13 protein-coding genes and 1 pseudogene are annotated in these 19,447 nt (G+C 54.5%); 2 read left to right on the top strand and 12 right to left on the bottom strand.

Features of this window, described 5'->3' with window-relative positions:
* Positions 1-7: 7 nt before the first annotated feature.
* Positions 8-943: an aldo/keto reductase gene (locus tag ACFPQ4_RS10355; RefSeq protein ID WP_378111767.1), complete on the bottom strand. Its 936-nt coding sequence runs from the start codon at positions 941-943 to the stop codon at positions 8-10.
* A 109-nt stretch (positions 944-1,052) separates the two neighbouring features.
* Between ACFPQ4_RS10355 and ACFPQ4_RS10350 the strand changes: the two genes are divergently transcribed.
* Positions 1,053-1,664, top strand: coding sequence for a polysaccharide deacetylase family protein (locus ACFPQ4_RS10350; protein WP_378111766.1), 612 nt, complete (start codon positions 1,053-1,055; stop codon positions 1,662-1,664).
* 228 nt (positions 1,665-1,892) lie between these two features.
* Here the strand turns inward: ACFPQ4_RS10350 and ACFPQ4_RS10345 are convergent, their stop codons facing one another.
* The 6 genes from ACFPQ4_RS10345 to ACFPQ4_RS10320 all read right to left on the bottom strand — a co-directional run bounded on the left by ACFPQ4_RS10345 (position 1,893) and on the right by ACFPQ4_RS10320 (position 10,177).
* Complete coding sequence (locus ACFPQ4_RS10345) at positions 1,893-3,092, bottom strand: enolase C-terminal domain-like protein (protein WP_378111765.1); 1,200 nt, start codon at positions 3,090-3,092, stop codon at positions 1,893-1,895.
* A gap of 25 nt (positions 3,093-3,117) precedes the next feature.
* The gene (locus ACFPQ4_RS10340) at positions 3,118-3,870 is read right to left on the bottom strand and encodes an SDR family NAD(P)-dependent oxidoreductase (protein ID WP_378111764.1); all 753 of its coding nucleotides are present in this window, start codon (positions 3,868-3,870) and stop codon (positions 3,118-3,120) included.
* 207 nt (positions 3,871-4,077) lie between these two features.
* Positions 4,078-6,180, bottom strand: coding sequence for a penicillin-binding transpeptidase domain-containing protein (locus ACFPQ4_RS10335; RefSeq protein ID WP_378111763.1), 2,103 nt, complete (start codon positions 6,178-6,180; stop codon positions 4,078-4,080).
* Between the two features lie 124 nt (positions 6,181-6,304).
* Entirely contained in the window at positions 6,305-8,284 is a 1,980-nt protein-coding gene (locus ACFPQ4_RS10330) for a methyl-accepting chemotaxis protein (RefSeq protein ID WP_378111762.1), read from the bottom strand.
* A gap of 300 nt (positions 8,285-8,584) precedes the next feature.
* Complete coding sequence (locus tag ACFPQ4_RS10325; protein ID WP_378111761.1) at positions 8,585-9,421, bottom strand: sugar phosphate isomerase/epimerase family protein; 837 nt, start codon at positions 9,419-9,421, stop codon at positions 8,585-8,587.
* Between the two features lie 84 nt (positions 9,422-9,505).
* Complete coding sequence (locus ACFPQ4_RS10320) at positions 9,506-10,177, bottom strand: O-methyltransferase (RefSeq protein ID WP_378111760.1); 672 nt, start codon at positions 10,175-10,177, stop codon at positions 9,506-9,508.
* Between the two features lie 132 nt (positions 10,178-10,309).
* Here ACFPQ4_RS10320 and ACFPQ4_RS10315 point away from each other — a divergent pair, with 132 nt between their 5' ends.
* Positions 10,310-11,206, top strand: coding sequence for a LysR family transcriptional regulator (locus ACFPQ4_RS10315; protein WP_378111759.1), 897 nt, complete (start codon positions 10,310-10,312; stop codon positions 11,204-11,206).
* Positions 11,207-11,314: 108 nt separating this feature from the next.
* Here ACFPQ4_RS10315 and ACFPQ4_RS10310 read toward each other — a convergent pair whose 3' ends face one another.
* The 5 genes and pseudogenes from ACFPQ4_RS10310 to ACFPQ4_RS10290 form a co-directional block, all read right to left on the bottom strand.
* Positions 11,315-13,063, bottom strand: coding sequence for an SGNH/GDSL hydrolase family protein (locus ACFPQ4_RS10310; RefSeq protein WP_378111758.1), 1,749 nt, complete (start codon positions 13,061-13,063; stop codon positions 11,315-11,317).
* A 191-nt stretch (positions 13,064-13,254) separates the two neighbouring features.
* Positions 13,255-13,710 carry a DinB family protein gene (locus ACFPQ4_RS10305; protein WP_378111757.1) on the bottom strand — a complete coding sequence of 152 codons (456 nt, stop codon included), beginning with the start codon at positions 13,708-13,710 and terminating at the stop codon, positions 13,255-13,257.
* Between the two features lie 89 nt (positions 13,711-13,799).
* Positions 13,800-14,354, bottom strand: a pseudogene (locus ACFPQ4_RS10300) (ABC transporter permease); the annotation flags it as partial.
* 133 nt (positions 14,355-14,487) lie between these two features.
* Complete coding sequence (locus tag ACFPQ4_RS10295) at positions 14,488-15,375, bottom strand: fructose bisphosphate aldolase (protein ID WP_378111756.1); 888 nt, start codon at positions 15,373-15,375, stop codon at positions 14,488-14,490.
* A 132-nt stretch (positions 15,376-15,507) separates the two neighbouring features.
* Positions 15,508-19,131 (bottom strand): glycosyl hydrolase family 18 protein, encoded by a 3,624-nt coding sequence (locus ACFPQ4_RS10290; protein ID WP_378111755.1) that lies wholly within the window; start codon positions 19,129-19,131, stop codon positions 15,508-15,510.
* Positions 19,132-19,447: the final 316 nt, after the last annotated feature.

The raw sequence follows: 19,447 nt of genomic DNA, 5'->3' as shown, positions 1-19,447 counted from the left end.
ATTGGTTTCACCAACCGAGATTAAGATGCTTGATTTCGTTGTCCCACAGCTCCTGAAGCTTGCGCACGTGTTCTTCCGGCATCGGACGATCGCCTGCAGCGGCGTTCTCGATCAATTGAGCGGTGTTCCGAACGCCCGGAATGACCGTGGAAACTTCGGGATACGCCAAAATGAACCGCAGTGCGGCCATCGTCATCGTCGTCTCGGCGTCCGTGACGAACTTAATCCGCTCGACAAGCTCGCCGCGCTTGCGAATGACATCGGGGGACCAGCGTTTGCGCACGCCCTCGAACGTACTCTCCGCGTTATATTTGCCGGAGAGCCAGCCGGAATCGAGCGGGATTTTGACGATGAGGGCGATGTTCCGCTCGGCTGCGCGCTTGAAGGCGGTTGCCGTCTCTTGATAGAAGACGTTGAACATCGTTTCGATCGTTCCTACGTTCGTTTTCTCAATGAGCTCAAGCATTTCTTTGCTCGAGTCGACCGATGCCCCGTACGAAATGATTTTCCCCTCTTGCCTCAATGCCTCCAGCGCTTCGAAATGTCCATGCTTGCCGTCCAAATCGTCGAACGGAGGATTGTGCAGCAGAATGGAATCGAGATAGTCGGTGTTCAGTCGCTTTAAGCTCTGTTCCACAGACTCCCGGATTCGGTTCGCCGAATAATCCGTCTTGCCGTCCGCCCAATGTCCGAACTTCGTGTTGATGACCGCTTCGCTCCGTTTACCGGCGAGCGCTCTGCCTAGCAGCTCCTCGCTTTTTCCGCGTCCGTAGCCCGGTGCCGTATCGAAGAAGTTAACTCCTTTGTCCAACGCTTCGCGCACGAGGGTGATCGCCTCATCGTCCTTCATCCCTTCCCAATCGTACCCGTTGCCGAGCTGCCAAGCGCCGAATCCGATCTCGGATACCGTTTTGCCCGTATTGCCGAATTTTCTATGCTTCATTAAGCTCATCCTTTCAAATTTAGCGGGTTGATGCGGAGCTACTCGAAGTTTACTATAAGGATTAAGTTGTCCTTTTACAATTTACCGAGCCCCACGAAGGAGAATCCAAATGATCTTTAACGAAGTAATTACCGAACGGAAGCTCATTGCGTTCACGTTCGACGACGGCCCCCGTCCGGAGTGGACGCCCCTCTTCTTGGACGTATTCCGGAAGCACGATGCCAAGGCTACTTTCTTCGTTATGGGATCGCATATCGAGCAATATCCTGATATCGCGAAGCGCATTTACGAAGAAGGACATGAGCTCGGCAATCATACTTACTCTCATCCCAGCCTTCCCGAACTTGGGAAAGAACAACAAATCGAAGAACTGGAGCGTACGGACCGGCTCATCTCGGAAGTGACCGGAAGTCGTCCTAGCACGTTTCGACCTCCGTATTTGGCCGTCAATGACGATCTGTTAGAAGTATCCGCTCAATTCGGATATTCCGTCATTCATGCGGTGAATCTGGATTCGCGGGATTGGGATACGGTCGACGCCGACCATATCGTGACCACGTCGCGCGCGCATGTACATAACGGGAGCATCCTTATTTACCATGACGGATTCGGCGATCGATCCCAAACGCTCGCGGCCATATCGATTCTGGTTCCGGAATTGATAGCGGCAGGGTACGAGCTCGTGACGGTGAGCGAGTTGCTGGCTTCCGCCTCGCGATAAATTGTCGCATTCTCGATTCGCAACTCAAAAAGCAGTCCATTCGGACTGCTTTTTGCTTTTAGGCGCTTCCTCAATCTTTATTAGCTTGGATCATAAGAAGGTCGTACGTTGCGGCGACGCCGCCAGGCACGCCGAACTTCTCGTTATACGCGCGAAACATGTTGGAGAACAGGGTCCGCGAAGCGATGCCGCCCGAAGCCGTTGCTTCCGATGCATTGGCGCTTTACCCTAGGGTCTGCCCGGTCCACCGTCCGGCAACCGGACGAGCGTCCATTCCGGCAATTCGTTCTTGCACGGATACTTAGCCGCGAGCTTCTCGTCGATGTCGATGCCAAGACCGGGAGCCTCGTTTACATACGCATAACCGTTACGTACGGTAGGACAGCCCGGGAACACTTCTTGGATGCGATCGGAGAACGAATACCACTCCTGAATGCCGAAATTGACCGCGTTCAAATCCAAATGCAAGTTCGCCGCATGCCCGACGGGCGACACGTCGCCCGGTCCGTGCCAAGCCGTGCGTACATTAAAAGCTTCGCTGAGCACGGCGAGCTTCTTCGCCGGCGTGATGCCCCCAATGGCGCTAATATGAACGCGGATATAATCGATTAAGCCTCCCGCGATAAGCGGAACCCACTCGCGGGGATGAACGAACAGCTCGCCCATCGCGATCGGCGTCGCGCTCTGCATGCGCAGCATTTTAAAGCCGTCCAGCTGTTCGGGCGCCAGCGGATCTTCCAGGAAAAATAGCCGGTAGGGTTCTAGCTGCTTCGCAAGTCGAACCGCCTCGATCGTCGATAGCCGCTCGTGCACGTCGTGCATCAGCTCGACGCCGAAGCCGAACTTCTCGCGCATGCGCTCGAACAATTGCGGAACGCTGCGCGCATAGGCATCCGGATTAAAGTAGGCACCGGGAAGGGAGTTGTCGGGAGTCACGTAATCGTTACGACCGCCGTACCCGCCCCATTGGCAACGAATATGACGGACGCCTTGCTCCATGAACCGGGCGACGTTATCGACGATTTCTTCCAAGTCGCGTCCGTCCGCATGCCGATAGATCGCAACTCCTTCACGACACTTTCCGCCAAGCAACTGGTACAACGGTTGATTCATGATTTTCCCTTTAATATCCCATAACGCCATATCGACGCCGGACAACGCATTGTTCAATACCGGACCGTTGCGCCAATACGAACTTACCATAGCCGACTGCCAAATATCCTCGATGCGTTGCACGTCTTTGCCGATCAGGAAAGGCTTCAAATACTCGTCGATCGCCGTCGCAACCGCCAAATACCGTTGGGTAAACGTCGCGCACCCGAGTCCGTACAAACCGGGCTCTGACGTCTCGACCTTCACGACAACTAGATTGATGCCTTCCGGCGCCGTCAATATCGTCTTCACGTCGCGTATTACGATTGCACTCATCCGAACACTGCCCCTCGCATCTAATTTAAGTTTCCGGCGTACCGGGAAGAATGAGTCCGCCGTCGATCCGCAACTGGATGCCGGTCGTGTAGGAAGCTTGCTCGGACGCCAGCCATACGGCGGCTTGCCCGATATCCGCGGGCATCGCCATGCGACCTAGCGGGATTCTCGGTCCCAGCCGTTCTTGCACCGCGCGGTTCGCGCGCACGAGCGTTGCGCCGGGAGCAATGCAATTGACGCGGATACCGTGCGGCGCAAGATCTAGCGCAACGGATTCGCTCGCTCTTTTCAACCCTGCCTTTAATCCCCCGTATACGGCGTCCTTCGGATAGGCGCGTTCCGCGCGGGAGGATGTAATGTTAAGCAAGCTGCCGCGGATGCCTGTCCCGATCATCAGCCTCGCTACTTCACGCATGAGCAAGAGCGGCGCTCGAAAGTTAACCCGAAAGAGCTTATCCGTCTCCGGAACCGTCAGGTCGACCGTATCTTGGAAGATGCATATTCCCGCATTGTTGACTATCACGTCTATGTGCCCCATCCGCGCCCAAGCTTTGACGACGATGGGCACCGCCGCATCCGCTTCCGCCAAATCTGCGGACAGCACGAAACATTCGCGCCCCCACTCTTCGCGGATTTGGCGTGCGCACTCCTTGGCGTTGTCCTCATCGTTCCAATGGCAGATCGTCAAGTCGTATCCCGCTTCGGCGAACGCTAAAGCGATGCCTTTCCCGATCCCCCTGCTCGCGCCGGTCACGAGCGCCTTCTTCCGAATATCCACGCGATGCACCTCCGCCTAAAACTAAGAAAGCCTTCCTGAATCCGTTGCGTCAACCCGATGCATATACTCTGTCTCCATAATAAAACCAATTTTTGGCGATTAGAATGTGCGATCTTATTCATCAAGCAGTCGATTTCTCTGTATATCGCTCAAAATAAAAAAACACGCCGTTTCGGCGTGTCAGGGATACAGATTAGGGAGAACCGTTTATTCCGTCTTCATAGACCCTTCAAAAATCCGTTTGGCGATCGGCGCGACGTATGCGCTGCCCCCGCGCTCTCCGACGTCTTCGACCATGATGGAGAGCAGCAGCTTCGGATCGTTCGCATCAAACCCGACGAACCAGCCGTTCTCCAGTCCGACGGCGTCTTTGCTAGCTTTAAGCTCCGCGGTCCCCGTCTTCCCCGTAATGGCGGCGCTCTCAATATAGGCGCCGTGCCCGACGCCTTCCGGACTTTCGACGGCTTTGCGAAGATCGTCTTTCAACAGGGCGGCCGCATCCGGCGACATCGCATGTTCTTTCCACGTTTTCGGCGCATTCGTGCCGGGCGCTGCCGTTAGCTGCGGGTAGACGATATTGCCGTCGTTCACGAGCGCGGAATACATGAGCGCGATTTGAAGCGTCGTCATCGCCACCTGCCCTTGCCCGTAGCCGGAATCCGCAAGCTGGATTTCGCTGCCGATGGCGCCTTTGGCAAGCTGCGATCCGCTAAGCGGATAGAGGAGCGGAATCTGCTCCCCGATTCCGAACTTGGTTGCTTCCTCGGCGAACTTCTTCTTGCCGATCTGCAGAGCCGCTTGGGCGAAATAAATGTTGTCCGAATAGATAAGCGCTTTGGATAGATCGACCGGGTTAACGACGTGCACCCGCGTGACGTAATAATTGCCCCAGGACTTGTCTTTGGCCCATGTTTTCCCGGCAATCGGCTTCGCTTCGTTCGGATCGAGCGTCTGGCTATCCAATCCGATCGCGGTCGTAACGAGCTTGAACGTCGAGCCCGGCGCGTAAGCTTTCGAGAACCGATTAAGAAAAGGATGGCGAGGATCGTTATTCCACGTGTCATATTCCTTGCTGGATAGGCCGCGCACGAACGCGTTCGGATCGTACGACGGGGAGCTGAGCAGCGCCAGCACGTCGCCCGTCTTCGGGTCGATCGCCGAGACGGACGAAGCATCTGCCTTTACTTCGTTATAGATCGCTGACTGCAGCTCCGCGTCGATGGAAAGCTGGAACGTCTTCCCCGGCACGGCGGGCTTCTCCGCCAGCACCGACTTCTTGAAGCCTTTGTCGTCCGTGAGCGTCGCGACGATGCCGTCCTTGCCCCGAAGCTCGTCTTCTAGAATTTGCTCCAGCCCGGCTTTGCCAACGAGATCGCCGACCTCGTAACCAAGATCTTTTCGCTTCTTCAATTCGTCCGCGTTGATCTCTCCGACGTAACCGGTCAAATGCGCCGCGGCTTCCCCTAACGGGTATACGCGAACGTGCTTATCTTGAATGACGACGCCGGGAATAGCCGATAGAGCGTCCATATCCGCTTCCGCCACGAAGCCGATCGGGACGAACAAATCGGGTTTTACCCAAGAAGCGCCGAGCTTGCGGTCGATTTCTTTGATGGAGATGCCTAGCTTCTCCGAGATCGTAGCCTTCGCGCTATCCGCGGTATCCCCGAGTTGGCCCGGAACGATGCCGAGCTGCGGCGCGCTGCCGTTGACGGCCAAGCCGTTGCCCGAGCGGTCCACGATCTCACCCCGCTCGCCGGATACGGCCTGCACCTTCACCTTATCCCCTTCTTCCATGCCCGGGAAAATAAGCGACGGCTTCCAATCGATCAGCCAGCTCGTATCGCTCCCTTCCTCCGTCTTGCGTATTCTTCCATGCTGCTCGAAGGCGATCGGACCGGCAATCGTATCCATTCGAACGCGATAATCGAACCCGAGCACGCTTGCATTCGAGGTCGATTCCTGCGAGCTCTGCGCCTTCTCGGGCAACGCCTCGATGCTGAGATTCGATGCTTCGAGTCCTTCGTATATTTTCTCGTAGCGCTCGGTAAATTGCTGTTCGGTCATACCGGTTTTGACCGCCGGAATCAACAAGGCATACATGCCCGCGTAATCGCGTTGCTGCCAGTCGGACAAGTAGGCTTGCACCGCGTCCTCGGGCGTCTGCACCGTTAGCGCCGTCTCCTTCGGCGTTGGAACGGGAGTAGACGTCGTCGGTTCGGGAGTCGCTGTCCCTTTCGAGTCGAAGCACCCGCTTAACACCAATACGATTATTCCGCAAAGCAGCAATCCGAAGCGCTTGAGCATCATTTTCACCTCATAAGCTAGGGTCGGTAGAAATTCGCTATAAAGTTGTTATATTCGCTTCTCATCGGCTATCGCCTGCTTGGCAACAAATAAAACCCTTGATTTCTCAAGGGTTTTTGGCGGACGCTTATACGCGGAACTTGGATACCGACCGGCTCAATTCCTCCGACAGATCGGTTAGCGATTGCGACGAGCCGGCCGTCTCCTCGGCGGCCGCCGCGGCTTCTTCGCTTACCGAGGCGATATTCTCGATCTGAGTCAATACTTCGGCGGTCTGAGCCGATTGTTCCTCGCTCGCCGCCGCGATTTCGCCGACTTGACTCGCAGTTTGGGCGGCCATGCGGACGATGCCTTCAAGCGCTTGTCCGGTTTGTCTGGACAGCTCGGACGTCTCGTGCACCGCTTCTACGCTCAGTTGCGTACTCTTCTGCATGCCTTTGATAATCGTCGTAATTTGCTTCGTCGCCTCGCCGCTTCGTTCCGCGAGTTTGCGGACTTCATCGGCTACGACCGCGAAGCCGCGTCCTTGCTCGCCCGCTCTCGCCGCTTCGATGGCGGCATTAAGCGCAAGCAAGTTCGTCTGTTCCGAAATCTCGTCGATGACCGCGATAATGTTTCCGATTTGACGCGAATCATCCTCCAATCGCGCCATATTGTTCGACAACCGCCCCATGCTGTCGATCGACGCGTTGACCGCCTTGCCGCCTTCCAGCGCGCCTTGGTGCGTCTTCTGCGCGAGTTCCGCCGCGTCTCCCGCGCTGCGGGCAACCGTATCGACCGCGCGATTCAGGTCATAGAACAGGTCGGTGACTTTCTGCGCGGATTCGGCCTGCGCCGAGCTCCCTCTGGCAATCTCTTCGGTCGTTACCGAAATATCGCCGGAAGCCTCGGCCAAGCTCCTTGCGGATACGACGGTATGCCCGATCAACGTCCTCAAACTTTCGATCATCTGGTTGAAGAGGCCGGCTAACCTTCCGAATTCGTCCCGGCTATTGACGGGAAGCATCTCCGTCAAATCGCCATCGGCAACTTTTCGGGAAGCCTGTATGACCTTATCGATATTACGAACGATCATCGCGCGAACGAGAACGATCAGCAGCAAGACCACTACGAGTAGCGAACCGACCGCAACCGCGATGGAGCTGACCTTATTGCTGTTATAGGTCGACAATACGGTATCGACCGTCAGCACCGTCTCAACGTACCATTGGTCCGCGCTGCCCTTGATCCGAATCGGCTCGAAGCTGCTCAATACCGATTGCCCACTGCTATTCTTCCGATAAGCTTCCAGATCGCCGTCTTTCAACGCGTTCCAAATTTGCCCTTTTTCCGGCGTGTCCACATAAGGCTTCGTAATGAACGCCGCGTTGCTCCCGTGAGCGATATACGCCCCTTTAGCGGAAATAATGGTTACGTATCCGCCTTCAATGTTCGCGGTTTTAACTAAGCTCTGAAAGGAATCAAGCGTGAAATCAGCTCCGACGACGCCTAGAACCTTGCCGCTCTCATCTTTAATCGGCACAACGAGCGAGGTCATCAGAGTATCTACGCCGTCGATCGCATAGCGATAAGGCTCCATGATCGACGTCTGTCCGGTTCGCTGCGGAACGAGATAGAAGTCTCCCGTGCCTTCCTTCTCGTAATCCGCGATGGCCGATACCGTAATCTCGCCTCCGCTGCGTACGACATAAGGAACGAACCGTCCCGAACTGTCGTCGTGCGCCGTTAGGCCAACGTTGGCTTGATCGTTGTTATCGAATGCGTTCGGCTCCCAGATCGTCCAGACGCCGAGCAAGTTGTCATGGTTCTCCAATTGACCGGTTAACATGCGGATGGCGGCTTCCCTGTTCAACGATTGATGCATGCTAGCGTCCAACAACGTTCCCGACATCGTAGCGAGCATCGACTGTATATCGGTCATCGACGCTTGGAACTGTCCCGCGAACGCTTTGGCGGTATTACTCGCCTCTACTTCGCCTTTGCCTAGACTGACGGATCTAAGCTGGCTTAAATTCGTCGTAATCATAATGGCGAAAACGATCACCAGTACGAGACTAACCGTTCCTCCGAACTTCCAAGACAACTTCATATGACGAAAAAAGTACATTACCGCTTCCCCCTCGTTAGGTTCGAAATCTATAAATACTCGCCGTTCTTCTTGGTTGTACGGATCTATGATCGTTATCTCCATATAACCATTTAATTGTTAGAACTTTGCGTTGCCAATTATTTGTTTTTTGCAAGCGTTTCCGATCATTTCTATTGTTGTTCCTCATATCCGCTTAACAAAAAAGCACGCCATGTCGGCGTGCTTGGCGCGCTAGCGCACTGCTGTTCCATCTATATGCGCTTGAGGCGCCAAACGAAGCTCTAGAACAAGGCTGCCGATACTACGGCAGCCTTGCGGTTATCTTTGTACCTCTCTTCTGGCCCTTTCCCGTCCTTCTTTGACGAAAAGACCGGCCGAACCCGCCTGCTCCTCCGAAACGCCTTCCAACGTAACGAAACCATGCGGCTTTTCGCCTTCCAATAAACGCCATATCGCAGAGTAGTCGATCTGCCCTTGTCCTGCCGCCACCGCCGTAACTCCCCCGTCTTGCTCGCGCGCATCCTTGGCATGGACGCTAACGATTCGTGGCCCCAAAAGACGAATCGCTTCACTAATAACCCGATCCCTATCTTTGAAGTTGGTTCTATTCAGCAGGTTGCAAGCATCGAATACGACCCAGACGCTCGAAGACGGATGCCTCTCGATCGTGCGAGCCAACGACTCGGCGGAATCGATGGCATGGCCTTGCGCGGCCTCTAAGCCGATAGTGACGCCCCACCGCTCCGCTTCCTCCACCAATTCCTCGAGCGCGCGATCTAACCGTCTCCAATGTTCCGACTCATTTGCCGAATTCACCGGACTCCCGACCTCTGTCGCTACGATCGTCGCTCCGAAGTGACGCGCATTTCGCAGATGCTCCTTGAATCGGTTCACGTTATGGCGATATTCTTCATCATCCAACGTAATGAGGCTGGCATAACACCCCATAACCGCGATAGTGACTCCCTGATCGGCGAATGCTCCGCCTATTTCGTTGCCGAGTCCCGGACTCAGCTTCCCTAGCGAAAAATCCACATCTGAGATCGCCTTGGATAGCGCCAATTGTACGTAAGGGAAATCATGACGCGCGACTTTCTCGGCCAATTGTCGATAAGGCAGCTTTCCGAGCAGATGAGCGAGTATTCCAACCGACATATTCCCAATCCTTTCGCTAATCGATGCGCCATTGCGTTATAATACTTCACTCTAGCCCATTAAACCTCCTCTTGCTAGCGAATCTCAGCTATTCACGATGCCGATCGCAAAGCCGTCATATCCTTTGCTCCCGACCGTCTGAATCGCGGTAGCCGTTATTCTCGGTTCCTGAGCTAACAGGTCGTACGTCTGTTTGACGCCTATAACGCGAGCGTCAACGCTTTGGTCGTTAATGACCTCGCCGTCGCGGACGACGTTGTCGCAGACGATGACCGTGCCGGGACGAGAGAACCGCAGCGCCCATTGCAAGTAGCCGGGGTTGTTAGGTTTATCCGCATCGATAAAAATAAAATCGAACGCCTCTTGCTTCTCAGCTTCCAACGCTGCCAGTTGATCCAACGCTTCGCCTACTCGGATTTCCACGACGGCATCCAAACCGGCTAGAGCGACGTTGGACCGTGCCACTTGGGCATGGTGCGGATCCAGTTCAAGCGTAATCAATCGTCCGCCCGCCGGAAGCGCTCGCGCAAGCCAGATCGTGCTGTATCCGCCTAACGTGCCGATTTCCAAAATGCGTTTCGCTCCGTGCATGCGTGCCCAAATGTGCAATAGCTTCCCTTGATTCGGCGACACGTCGATGGCGGGAAGCCCCGCTTTCTTATTGGCTGCCAGCACTTCGTCCAATACAGCATCCTGCGATAAGAGGCGTTCCGTAATATAAGCGTCGACTTTGCTCCACGTTTGCGTTTGGGTCATCTCGATCACTTCTCCCTTAAGATGATTTAACTTCTAACTGAAGTGTAAATGATTTAAAATCATAAATATAATATATCTTTAACCTAAACTCATATATATCATATATGAATAATGAAATGGGGAGACCCGCCTATGAATTTGCACGCGCTGCGTTTGTTCCACGTCATCGCCACGACCGGAAGCGTAACGCGGGCGTCGGAACTGCTGATGATCAGCCAGCCCGCCATCACGGCTCAAATTAAGAAGTTCGAGAAGGAGCTCTCCCTGACTTTGCTTAAGCCGCAAGGTCGGGGCATCGCCTTAACGACCGAGGGAGAGACGATCGCCGCTATGGCCAAGCGCCTCTTCGCCGTGGAGCAGCAGATCGAACAATACGCCCAGGACATGGCCGAGGGCTCGAGAGGACACGTTCAAATCGCCGCTACGTATTTGCCTGCCCAATTCCTAATGCCTACGTGGATCGCCAAGTTTAAACAACAATACGAACACGTCGAAATGGACATCACGACGACGAACTCCAGCGATGCGCTGAAAAAGCTGCTGCAAGCGGAAGTCGATATGGCGATATATGGCGGATTGCCCGAATCTTATCCGGACACGATCGCGACGGAGCACCTATTTCAAGACGAGCTGTGGTTCGTCGTCGCGCCGAGCCATCGGTACGCGAACCAAGTTATCTCGTTGGACGAAATGATGAAGGAGCCTTTCGTCATGCGCGAGGAAGGCAGCTCGACGCGCGAGCGGTTGCTGGCCTTATGCCGAACGTACAACGCGCCTTCGCCCAGAATTACTTTGCAATTCAACGGCTTGCATGAAGCAATCCAAGCCGTCGTCGCCGGATACGGCGCGAACTTCGTTTCCTCGCTCGTCGTGCGGGAATACGTAGAACGCGGGGGGCTATGTCGCGTGCACGTTCGGGACGTTCAATTGCACAATACGATAGCTATTTGCACGCGCAAGAACGAACCGCTATCCGCGGCGGCCAACCATTTTAGAGAGATGATCCGTCAAAATCCATTTATGAGATAAAGCTCGCCTCCGGACGCATACAGCAAAGAAACCACTTCTCGTCGAAGTGGTTTCTTTGTTGTAACTATGGAGCATGGTCAGAGGTTACTCCTTCCAAACGGGCTGTTATCACGGCACGTAACTAAAACCCAAAATCGTAAACCGCTTATCCTCGTGACCGGAAACCATTTTGATTTCCACAGAATGCTCCTTCGAGACTTGCTCGTTACACAAAATCACCGCGTTGCAATGCGTCCAATTATTCTCATGCGGGTCTGCTATCTTCGCATGCTGTCCATCCACCCAAATGTCCGCGCTTCCGAAGTCGCTGCTTCCGGAATCCTTAAAGACCAGGATGAGACGCTTGCACCGGATCGTCATCTTGAAGCTATCGCTTCCGGATTCGGCCGTATGCATCCAGTTATTAGGGAATTGCGGCGATCCGTACGGATGATCGTCCATTTCCACCATCTGTAGATCGGCATCCGTGTCAATGAAGCTACCCGCGTCTATTGTGGCTATGCCTTCGACCTTACTACTACGATCTAGCAAATACGTATCGATGAAGTCATTCCCTATAGCCGGCGGCTTGTCGGTGACGATATCCTCAAGATCCGGAGCGGATCGCTCGGTTTCGGCAAATAAGTAGCCAAGACAATCCGCCATGACCGTATGCCCCGCGTTGGTCGGATGATAGATATCGTAGAAAAATTGCCGCTTGGAAATGATGTTTCCCTCCGCTTTGGTCAAACGGAACTGCTCCACCACGGCATCCTTTACGCTGACCATGGGGAGATCATAATGCCTGCCTACGGGAGCAAGCCGCTCCTGAAGATTCCAGTCGTTCACGAACACGCTAAATAGCAAAATCACGGCAGGCTCGTTTTCGGCGGCGAGTGCTTTCAATACTAGACTCTCATAACAGTTGCCTTTCGTTTCGTCTCCTTCGTCATTGACCGCAAACTCCACGATGACGATATCCGGCGCCGCGGTCCCGTCTCTGAGGACATCCCGTTCATAACGAACGATCCCCAATTCCGACGGCGTGCCGCCCACTCCCGCTTTGATCAATTGAATAGCGTCGCCGCCTTCTTTGCCGAACCTATGCTTGAAGTTGGAATAAGACTGATAAGCGTAACATTCCGTATGGATCGGTTTGGCTCCTGCGCCCTGTGTGATGGAACCGCCGATATAGGCGATCGTAACCCTCTCGCCTCTCTTTGCTTTGTCGATAGCTGCTTTCAACCTCTTGTTATTGCCTCTGTTTAAGAGGGATTTGGCGACCATCTCGCGGTAGGCTTGAGAGCCGAAATCAACCGGAGGCTCGATCGTAAACTCGGGAACTTGATAACCTTCATGCAGGTACAAAATAATACTGACCGTTGCCAGCGCGCCCGCACGCTCGAATTCGACGGCGAATTTTCCGGGTACGTCGTCATCCGGCGACCAATCGTAATCTTCCAGCGTCAAGATCATCTCCGAGCCATCGGCCGGACAGGGGATTCTCAACCTCGTGCCCGTCTCGTATTTGCTCGTTTTCCCCCAATTTTCAATCGCAAAAAAGAGGGACGAGACTTCTTGGTCATGCGCCTTTACGGAAACTCCGATACTGTGAACCAACCGACGAAACCCGCTGCAGCTCGTCAGAAATCCCAGGATTTCCTCATCCTCGACGCCGCCGGAAAACTTAGCTTTGTCGATGAGCCGTTGCCCCTCCAAGTATATCTCTTGCGAGAACTTCCCGTCCGGGCGGGTAGTCGCTTCGATAATCGATTCGAACATAATAAAGAATCCGCTGCGTTGTTCGACCGGATCTTTCGGAGCCGCAGGACCTCCGTTACCGGATTCGTCGACATTTGTTTTGTTGTAGTCGGCCATTGGGAATCAGCCCTCTCGTACTTATTCGCTTATCCTCTTAATTATAAAAAAAGATCCCGCGTATCCAGACATTAAAAAGTATAGATTTTATATCAAATAATAAATCAAAACTAAAAAGCATGAGTCCGGTAAAGTACCGAACCCACGCCTTAAGGTTGCTTAACTACCTATTGTCTAACTTTAACTAGCTCTTAGCGACTTACGAAAAACGGAAGATTCTCGATGCCCGCCATGCGCAAATAGACGAACATTTGGCCTTTATGGTGAATTTCGTGGTCTTTGGCGTTCTGAAGCAATACGGCGCCGGTTATCGGATGACCGAAGAAATCGATCGATTGCTCAAGCTGCTCCGGCGTGATCGAAGTTAGAATCGCCTCGGATTGCTCGGTGTCCGCCGCGATCTTCGCTTTAAGCTCTTCAATCGTCGAAGGCGGCGTTGCTTTCTGTCCCGGCGTATATGCACCGTTCTTGACCGTGGAAACGAACATGTTCATCGCTCCGGCAATGTGCAAAGCTAGCTCCGACACTGACATGCCTTTCTCCCAAGGACGGTAGGACAACTGTTCGGTCGTTACGACGTCCAGCATCGCTTGAAGGACTTTGCGGTGGGATTGCCAGTCTTTAATGAATGCATTAATGTTCGTCATGTTGGTTGATCTCCTTAGGTATACGATGAGGTTGACCGGCTTGTTCAGCCGGCATCATTCATTATATACAAGCCGCGGACGGATTTCACCTATGTCCGGCGCATATAAGCACGTACCGTAATCGGCGCGAATATCGCCACGATGACGGCTGCTCCGATCAGGGAGATGCCCAGATCCCATCCGACGGTTCCGTTGTTGGTCAATTCCCGGACGGCGGAGATGAGATGCGACACCGGATTGATTTTGGCGAACCATTGCAGCCAGTTCGGCATCGTATCGACCGGCACGAACGCGTTGGACAAGAAAGTCAGGGGGAACAGGACGAGCATCGAAATCCCTTGCACGCTCGAGGCCGTGCGAGCGATTACACCGAAGAAGGCAAAAATCCAGCTGATGGCCCAAGAGCAGAAGATGACGAGAAGAGCGGCGAGAACGACGTTACCGAACCCGCCATCGGGTCGATAACCCATAATGAAACCCATCGAGAAGGTAAGCACCGTCGCTATCGTGTACCGGATCGTATCCGCGAGCAACGCCCCCGCAAGCGGCGCGATTCGAGCGATCGGCAGCGACTTGAACCGGTCGAACACGCCTTTATCCATATCCTCGCGCAATTGCACGCCGGTAACTATGGAAGTCGTAAGCCGAACGTTTTGACGAGACCGTGTGCATCGACGGCAACGATTATCGTGCCCTACAAACAAAAAACACGCCGAATACACGGCGTGTCCCAAGGCTGATATAGCTAGTTTCGTGCGAGAAGTTCGGATTACGTAATTACGTAAGGGAAGCTTCATATATGGACCGAATGGAACGCGACAACATCCCGTTGAATGCCTCTTCCGATTGCTGAGCCGTCAACCCTTCCGACAAAGCGCGCGAAAAGCTGGCGATCAACCCGTGATTGCGGGCAAGCCTTTCGTTAGCTTCCCGTTGCTCGTATCCGCCCGACAACGCCACGACTCTTAGCACATGCGGCTCGTCGATCAAGTCGCGGTAAAAGTCGTCCTCCGTCGGTATAGATAACTTGAGCATAACTTTCGCGTCTTTGTCCAAGGCGGACAGCTGCTCGAATAGCTCGTTTTTCAGCAATTGCTCGGACTTCGACTTATCCGCGCTATGGATATCGACCTCGGGTTCGATAATCGGCACGAGCCCCATCGATAGGATTTGCCGGCCGATTTCGAACTGTTGCTCCACCACGGACCTAATCCCGCCCGGATTCGCTTCTTTAATGACCGAACGCATCTTCGTCCCGAAAATATGTCTATCGTTCGCCCGCTTCAATAGACCGTTCAAATCGGGGATCGGCTTCAGAAGCTGTACGCCGTTATCGAGCGGTGCGAGCCCTTGGTCGACTTTCAGAAAAGGCACGATGCCTTTGTTCTCCCATAAGTAATCGGCCGTATAACGCTCGCCGATCTTACGATCCATCGTGTTCTCGAACAGAATGGCTCCCAGTATGTAAGCCGAATCGAATGCGGGACTCGTAATGATCCGCGTTCTCATCTCGTGCACCAACCCGAACATCTCGTCTTCGTTCGAAAAACGGTCTCCCTTGATTCCGTACTGCTCGAGCGCTTTCGGAGTGCTTCCGCCGCTCTGGTCCAACGCCGCGATAAATCCTTTGCCCGTATGGATACGGTCCATCTGCTGCTTGTTCAACGGTAGGGCTCCTTCCCTTACTAGGAATTGTTGGCTTCCATAATTATACAACATTTTAACGGCGCTTTGCTGTCATAAAAAAATCGGCGACCCCTCCCCGATTCAAGTATCGGGTAAAGATCGCCGATTCATTCAATTAATCAACGATGCGGAACGCAGCATCTTCATGAAGAGCACCGTCGCTTGTTCTTTGGTGACGTTCGCTAGCGGCGCCAGTCTGTCCGCGGACACGCCGTTCATAATTCCGCGCTCCACGAGCAGCGCGAGCGACGATTGTGCGTACGCGGATGCAACGGCTATATCCGAGAAGCGATCCAGCGCCGCGGAATCGGCGGCTTTCGTCACACCGGCGTAAGCCAACGCTCTCGCGAGGATGACCGCGATCTCTTCGCGGGTAACGGCGGCGGACGGATCGAATCGGCCGTCGCCTTTGCCGTTCACTAGACCTGCCTTCTTCGCGGCGGCGATGTCGGCAGCATGCTCGGAATCGGCGGCGACGTCTTCGAATGCGGAGCCGGCAGCCGATTGTTCCGGCAAGATGCCTAGCGCTCTTACGATCAGAGAAGCGACTTCCGCGCGGGTCAGCTCGCGCGAACCGCCGAACGTATCGGCCGTATCGCCTGTGACGATCAGTCTCGCCAAAGCAAGCTCGACTTCCGATTTAGCCCAGCTTGGTAAGTCGTCGGTGACGGCGACGCTAGTATTCACCAATCCGTATACGCTGTTTCCCTTCCGCATCATCACGACGGTCACCGTTCCGTCGGCGTTGTTAATGAAGAAGACCGGCACGGAATGCAGTTCGTTCGATCCCGGCTCGAAGACTAAGGCTGCGAGACGGTTCTTATCGACGTCCGACGCTTTGAGTTGGAACGAACGCTTGAGGAACAGATTTCCGAAATCTTTAATTTCCGCGTATTCTCCTGCCGCGTTCTCGCTCTCGATCTTAAAGGCGATCGGAGGGACGACGGACGAGAGGTCGCCTTGCTCGAGCAGCTTCGTCCACGCAACCGCGCTCTGTTGGTCCGGCGCACCGATGGAGATCCGAATATCGACGCCGGTTGGAAGAGCCGAGATCGGGATTTCGTACGTTATGCCGTTCCAACTGACGACCAGACTAGCAAGGTTGCCTTTGGCTGCGATCGCGGCGACGATTTCCTTCGGAACGCCGATCTCGGCTTGTTTGGCTTCACCCTCTATGATGACTTTGATTTCCGGCGATGTAGACGCGCCGATCGCTAAGATTCCGGTGTCCGTAGGCAAACTTACGATCAACCGGTCGCCTTCTTTGACGATCCGCGTCTCTACCCCCTCTTTCTTAGGCGGGGTCGTAGGCCCGGATGATACGACCGGCACGGGAGCCGTCTTAACGGCAACCGCGTTACTGAACGCCGACACGTTGCGAAGCGCATCCCCTTCCCGTTCGACCGCGAGCACTTCGACGACATAGTTCGTATCCGCCGCAAGTCCGGTTAGAGAGAACCGCGTATTCGTCGTTGTTCCGGCCAACGTCTTGCCGACGTAAACCTCGTACGCCGTCGCCCTAGCCGGCGCATTCCATTTCACTTGAATCGTATTGCTTCCGACGTATTCAGCTTGGAGTGCCGTCGGCGCGGCAAGCGCCGTCGCATCGGGCACCCCGCCGGCCGGCAAATCTTTCGCCAGGCGCGTCGTCAGCGTCCGATTCCGGTCGCCGCTAATTTCCCAGCTCATGACGCCCGGCAGATCGAGCGATTTGACGAGGGAGGCGATGTACATCATCGAACGTTCGTCATTGTAGGTCATGAATACGCCGTTGTCCGGATTGTACAAATAGGCTGCTTTGGACGCCTCGTTCCAATACGAGCCGTAACCGTCGTGATTCAAGTAATGTTCCTGGATGTCGGCAAAATCGAAAACCCCGTTCTCCCACGTACCGAATGGAGTCGCCCCCGTGCACGTCTCATACTGACCGTCCGGCGGACAGCCGATCCAGCCTTTGCCGTAGAACGGAATGCCGGGCTGTAATTTGTAGCTCGGCACGCCGCCGGTAAGATGACCCAGTATGCCTCCGAGCACGTTATTCCGCGGCGCGGTGTCTTGCGGATGGTTTTTGTCGTAATAGAGCGGGGAGTTATGATGGGCGAGCAAATCCCAGCTTCCACTGTAGTCGTAGGTCATAATGTTGACGAAGTCCAAATAGCGAGAAGATTCGGCCATCTTCGCGTTCGCCACGAAGTTATCGCCTTGCGCCGCCGCGATCGTCTGCAAATAATATTTGCCATCGACCGAGCCGGCGGCGTCAAGCGCATCCCGCACAGTCTGTACCATCAGTACGTAGTTGTCCCTATCTTCGGTTGCCCGCGAATTATCGTCCTCGCCGCCTTCCACCGGGTATTCCCAGTCGATATCCAGTCCGTCCAGCTTGTAGGCTCGAAGGAATTCGACCACCGATTTAGCGAAGGCGCGACGCGTCTCTTCAGTGCGGGCCATATTCGAGAAGTTGTTCGACCAGGACCAGCCGCCGACGGAAATAAGCAGCTTCAAGTCGGGATTCGCGTCCCGAATCGCGGCCCACTGCGAGAAGAGCGCCAAGTCTGTCGTCGGGTCGCCGACGATCATCTCGCCGTCATAGACGTAATCTTGCTGCAGCGGAACCGTCGGGTTTTGGCATGCAGCCGCGCCCGATCCGAAGCCTCTCCAGCAAAGATCCGAAAACGCGAGATTGACATGGGTTAGCTGCGAGGCGTCCACGTCCGAAGGCTTGAAGTTGCGTCCCGTCTCGCTAACGGACCATAGCGCATAGTAGGATACGAAGTTGTAATCTGCGCCGGGCACGACTGTCGTCGAATCGCTATCCGGCGAGCGCCACAGCCCGTTTTTGGCCACGACTTTGAACGCGTAGGAGTGACCTTCCTGCAGCCCCGTCGCGACGTACCGGCTCTCCATGCTCGAACCGATCAGCGCGCCGTCCGCATAGATGTCATAGCCCGTCGCGCCCGGCGTCTCCGCCCATCCGAGCGACACGGTCGATCGGTTAACCGTCAAGGCTTGCACGGCTCGCGGCGCGGCAAGCTCGCCCCACTTTATCGTAACGGCGTTGCTGTTCGCCGAAACCTTAGGCAACAGCTGGGCGCCGACCTCGAAGGTGTAGACGGAACCGGCTACGCTTGCTCCTTCCGGGAACGAATAAGTAACCGTGTTCGAGCCGTCCCATACGCCTTGCTTCCATGCTCCGTTCACGTAGACGTCGTAACCGTTCGCGCCGGGACTTCCCGTCCATTGGAGCGTTATGCTGGAATCGGTAACTGCCGTCGTGTGCAGATGCCCAGGAGGAGCTAACGGCGGCTCGGGATATGCGCTAGTATCCGGCGCCGTCGTGAATTCAATCACGTTGCTTTTATACGCCAGCGACGGCCGGTCGGCGAACCAAGTGATGTAGACGCGATACGTCGTCGCCGGCGACAATCCGCCGATCGTCTGCTTGCCTCGGTCTCCCCAGGTCATCCAAGCATTCGTATCCGCGTTCCAAATGTCGATATCGTTGTTGTTCGTCTCGTCCCCTATTAAATCCCAAGCGATTTTGGCCGTATTGTGCGTAATCAGATCTTTGCCGTCGTCGTCTTTCGCGATGTGAAGGTTTGCCGGACCCGTCTTGACGGGATCTTCCGCGCTTGCGCCCTGCGCAAAAGCCAGCAATCCGGCGAGAATGACGAGCGCAAGGTAAAGCGGGAAGGATAACAAGTATTTTTTCGTTAACGATAAGTTCAATAGGTTCACCTCTATCGGAAGAAGTAGGTAGCGAACTAAGTACGACTACGTGATGAAAGATAGATGCGGCGTAAAATCAGACAAAGGCATGGCAAAAAAAACGTTGATCTCCCTTCGATCACCTCCATAAGTTTTGATGTAATTAATACCATTAATGTAATTTTTATGTTTATATCACTATCATGGGTCATAAACGATAAAGTGGTAAGGTGGACATTTCCATTATCGGGGGATAATTTCACTGAACGTACGGGGATTATGCGGTAAGTTACAAGGGAATTTGCTGTTTATACCTTCCATTCGTCGCCTCTCTCCTATTCTCCTT

The organism is Cohnella yongneupensis, assembly GCF_042655785.1.
GTDB lineage: Bacteria > Bacillota > Bacilli > Paenibacillales > Paenibacillaceae > Cohnella > Cohnella yongneupensis.
This window is presented reverse-complemented; position numbering and strand designations above follow the sequence as displayed.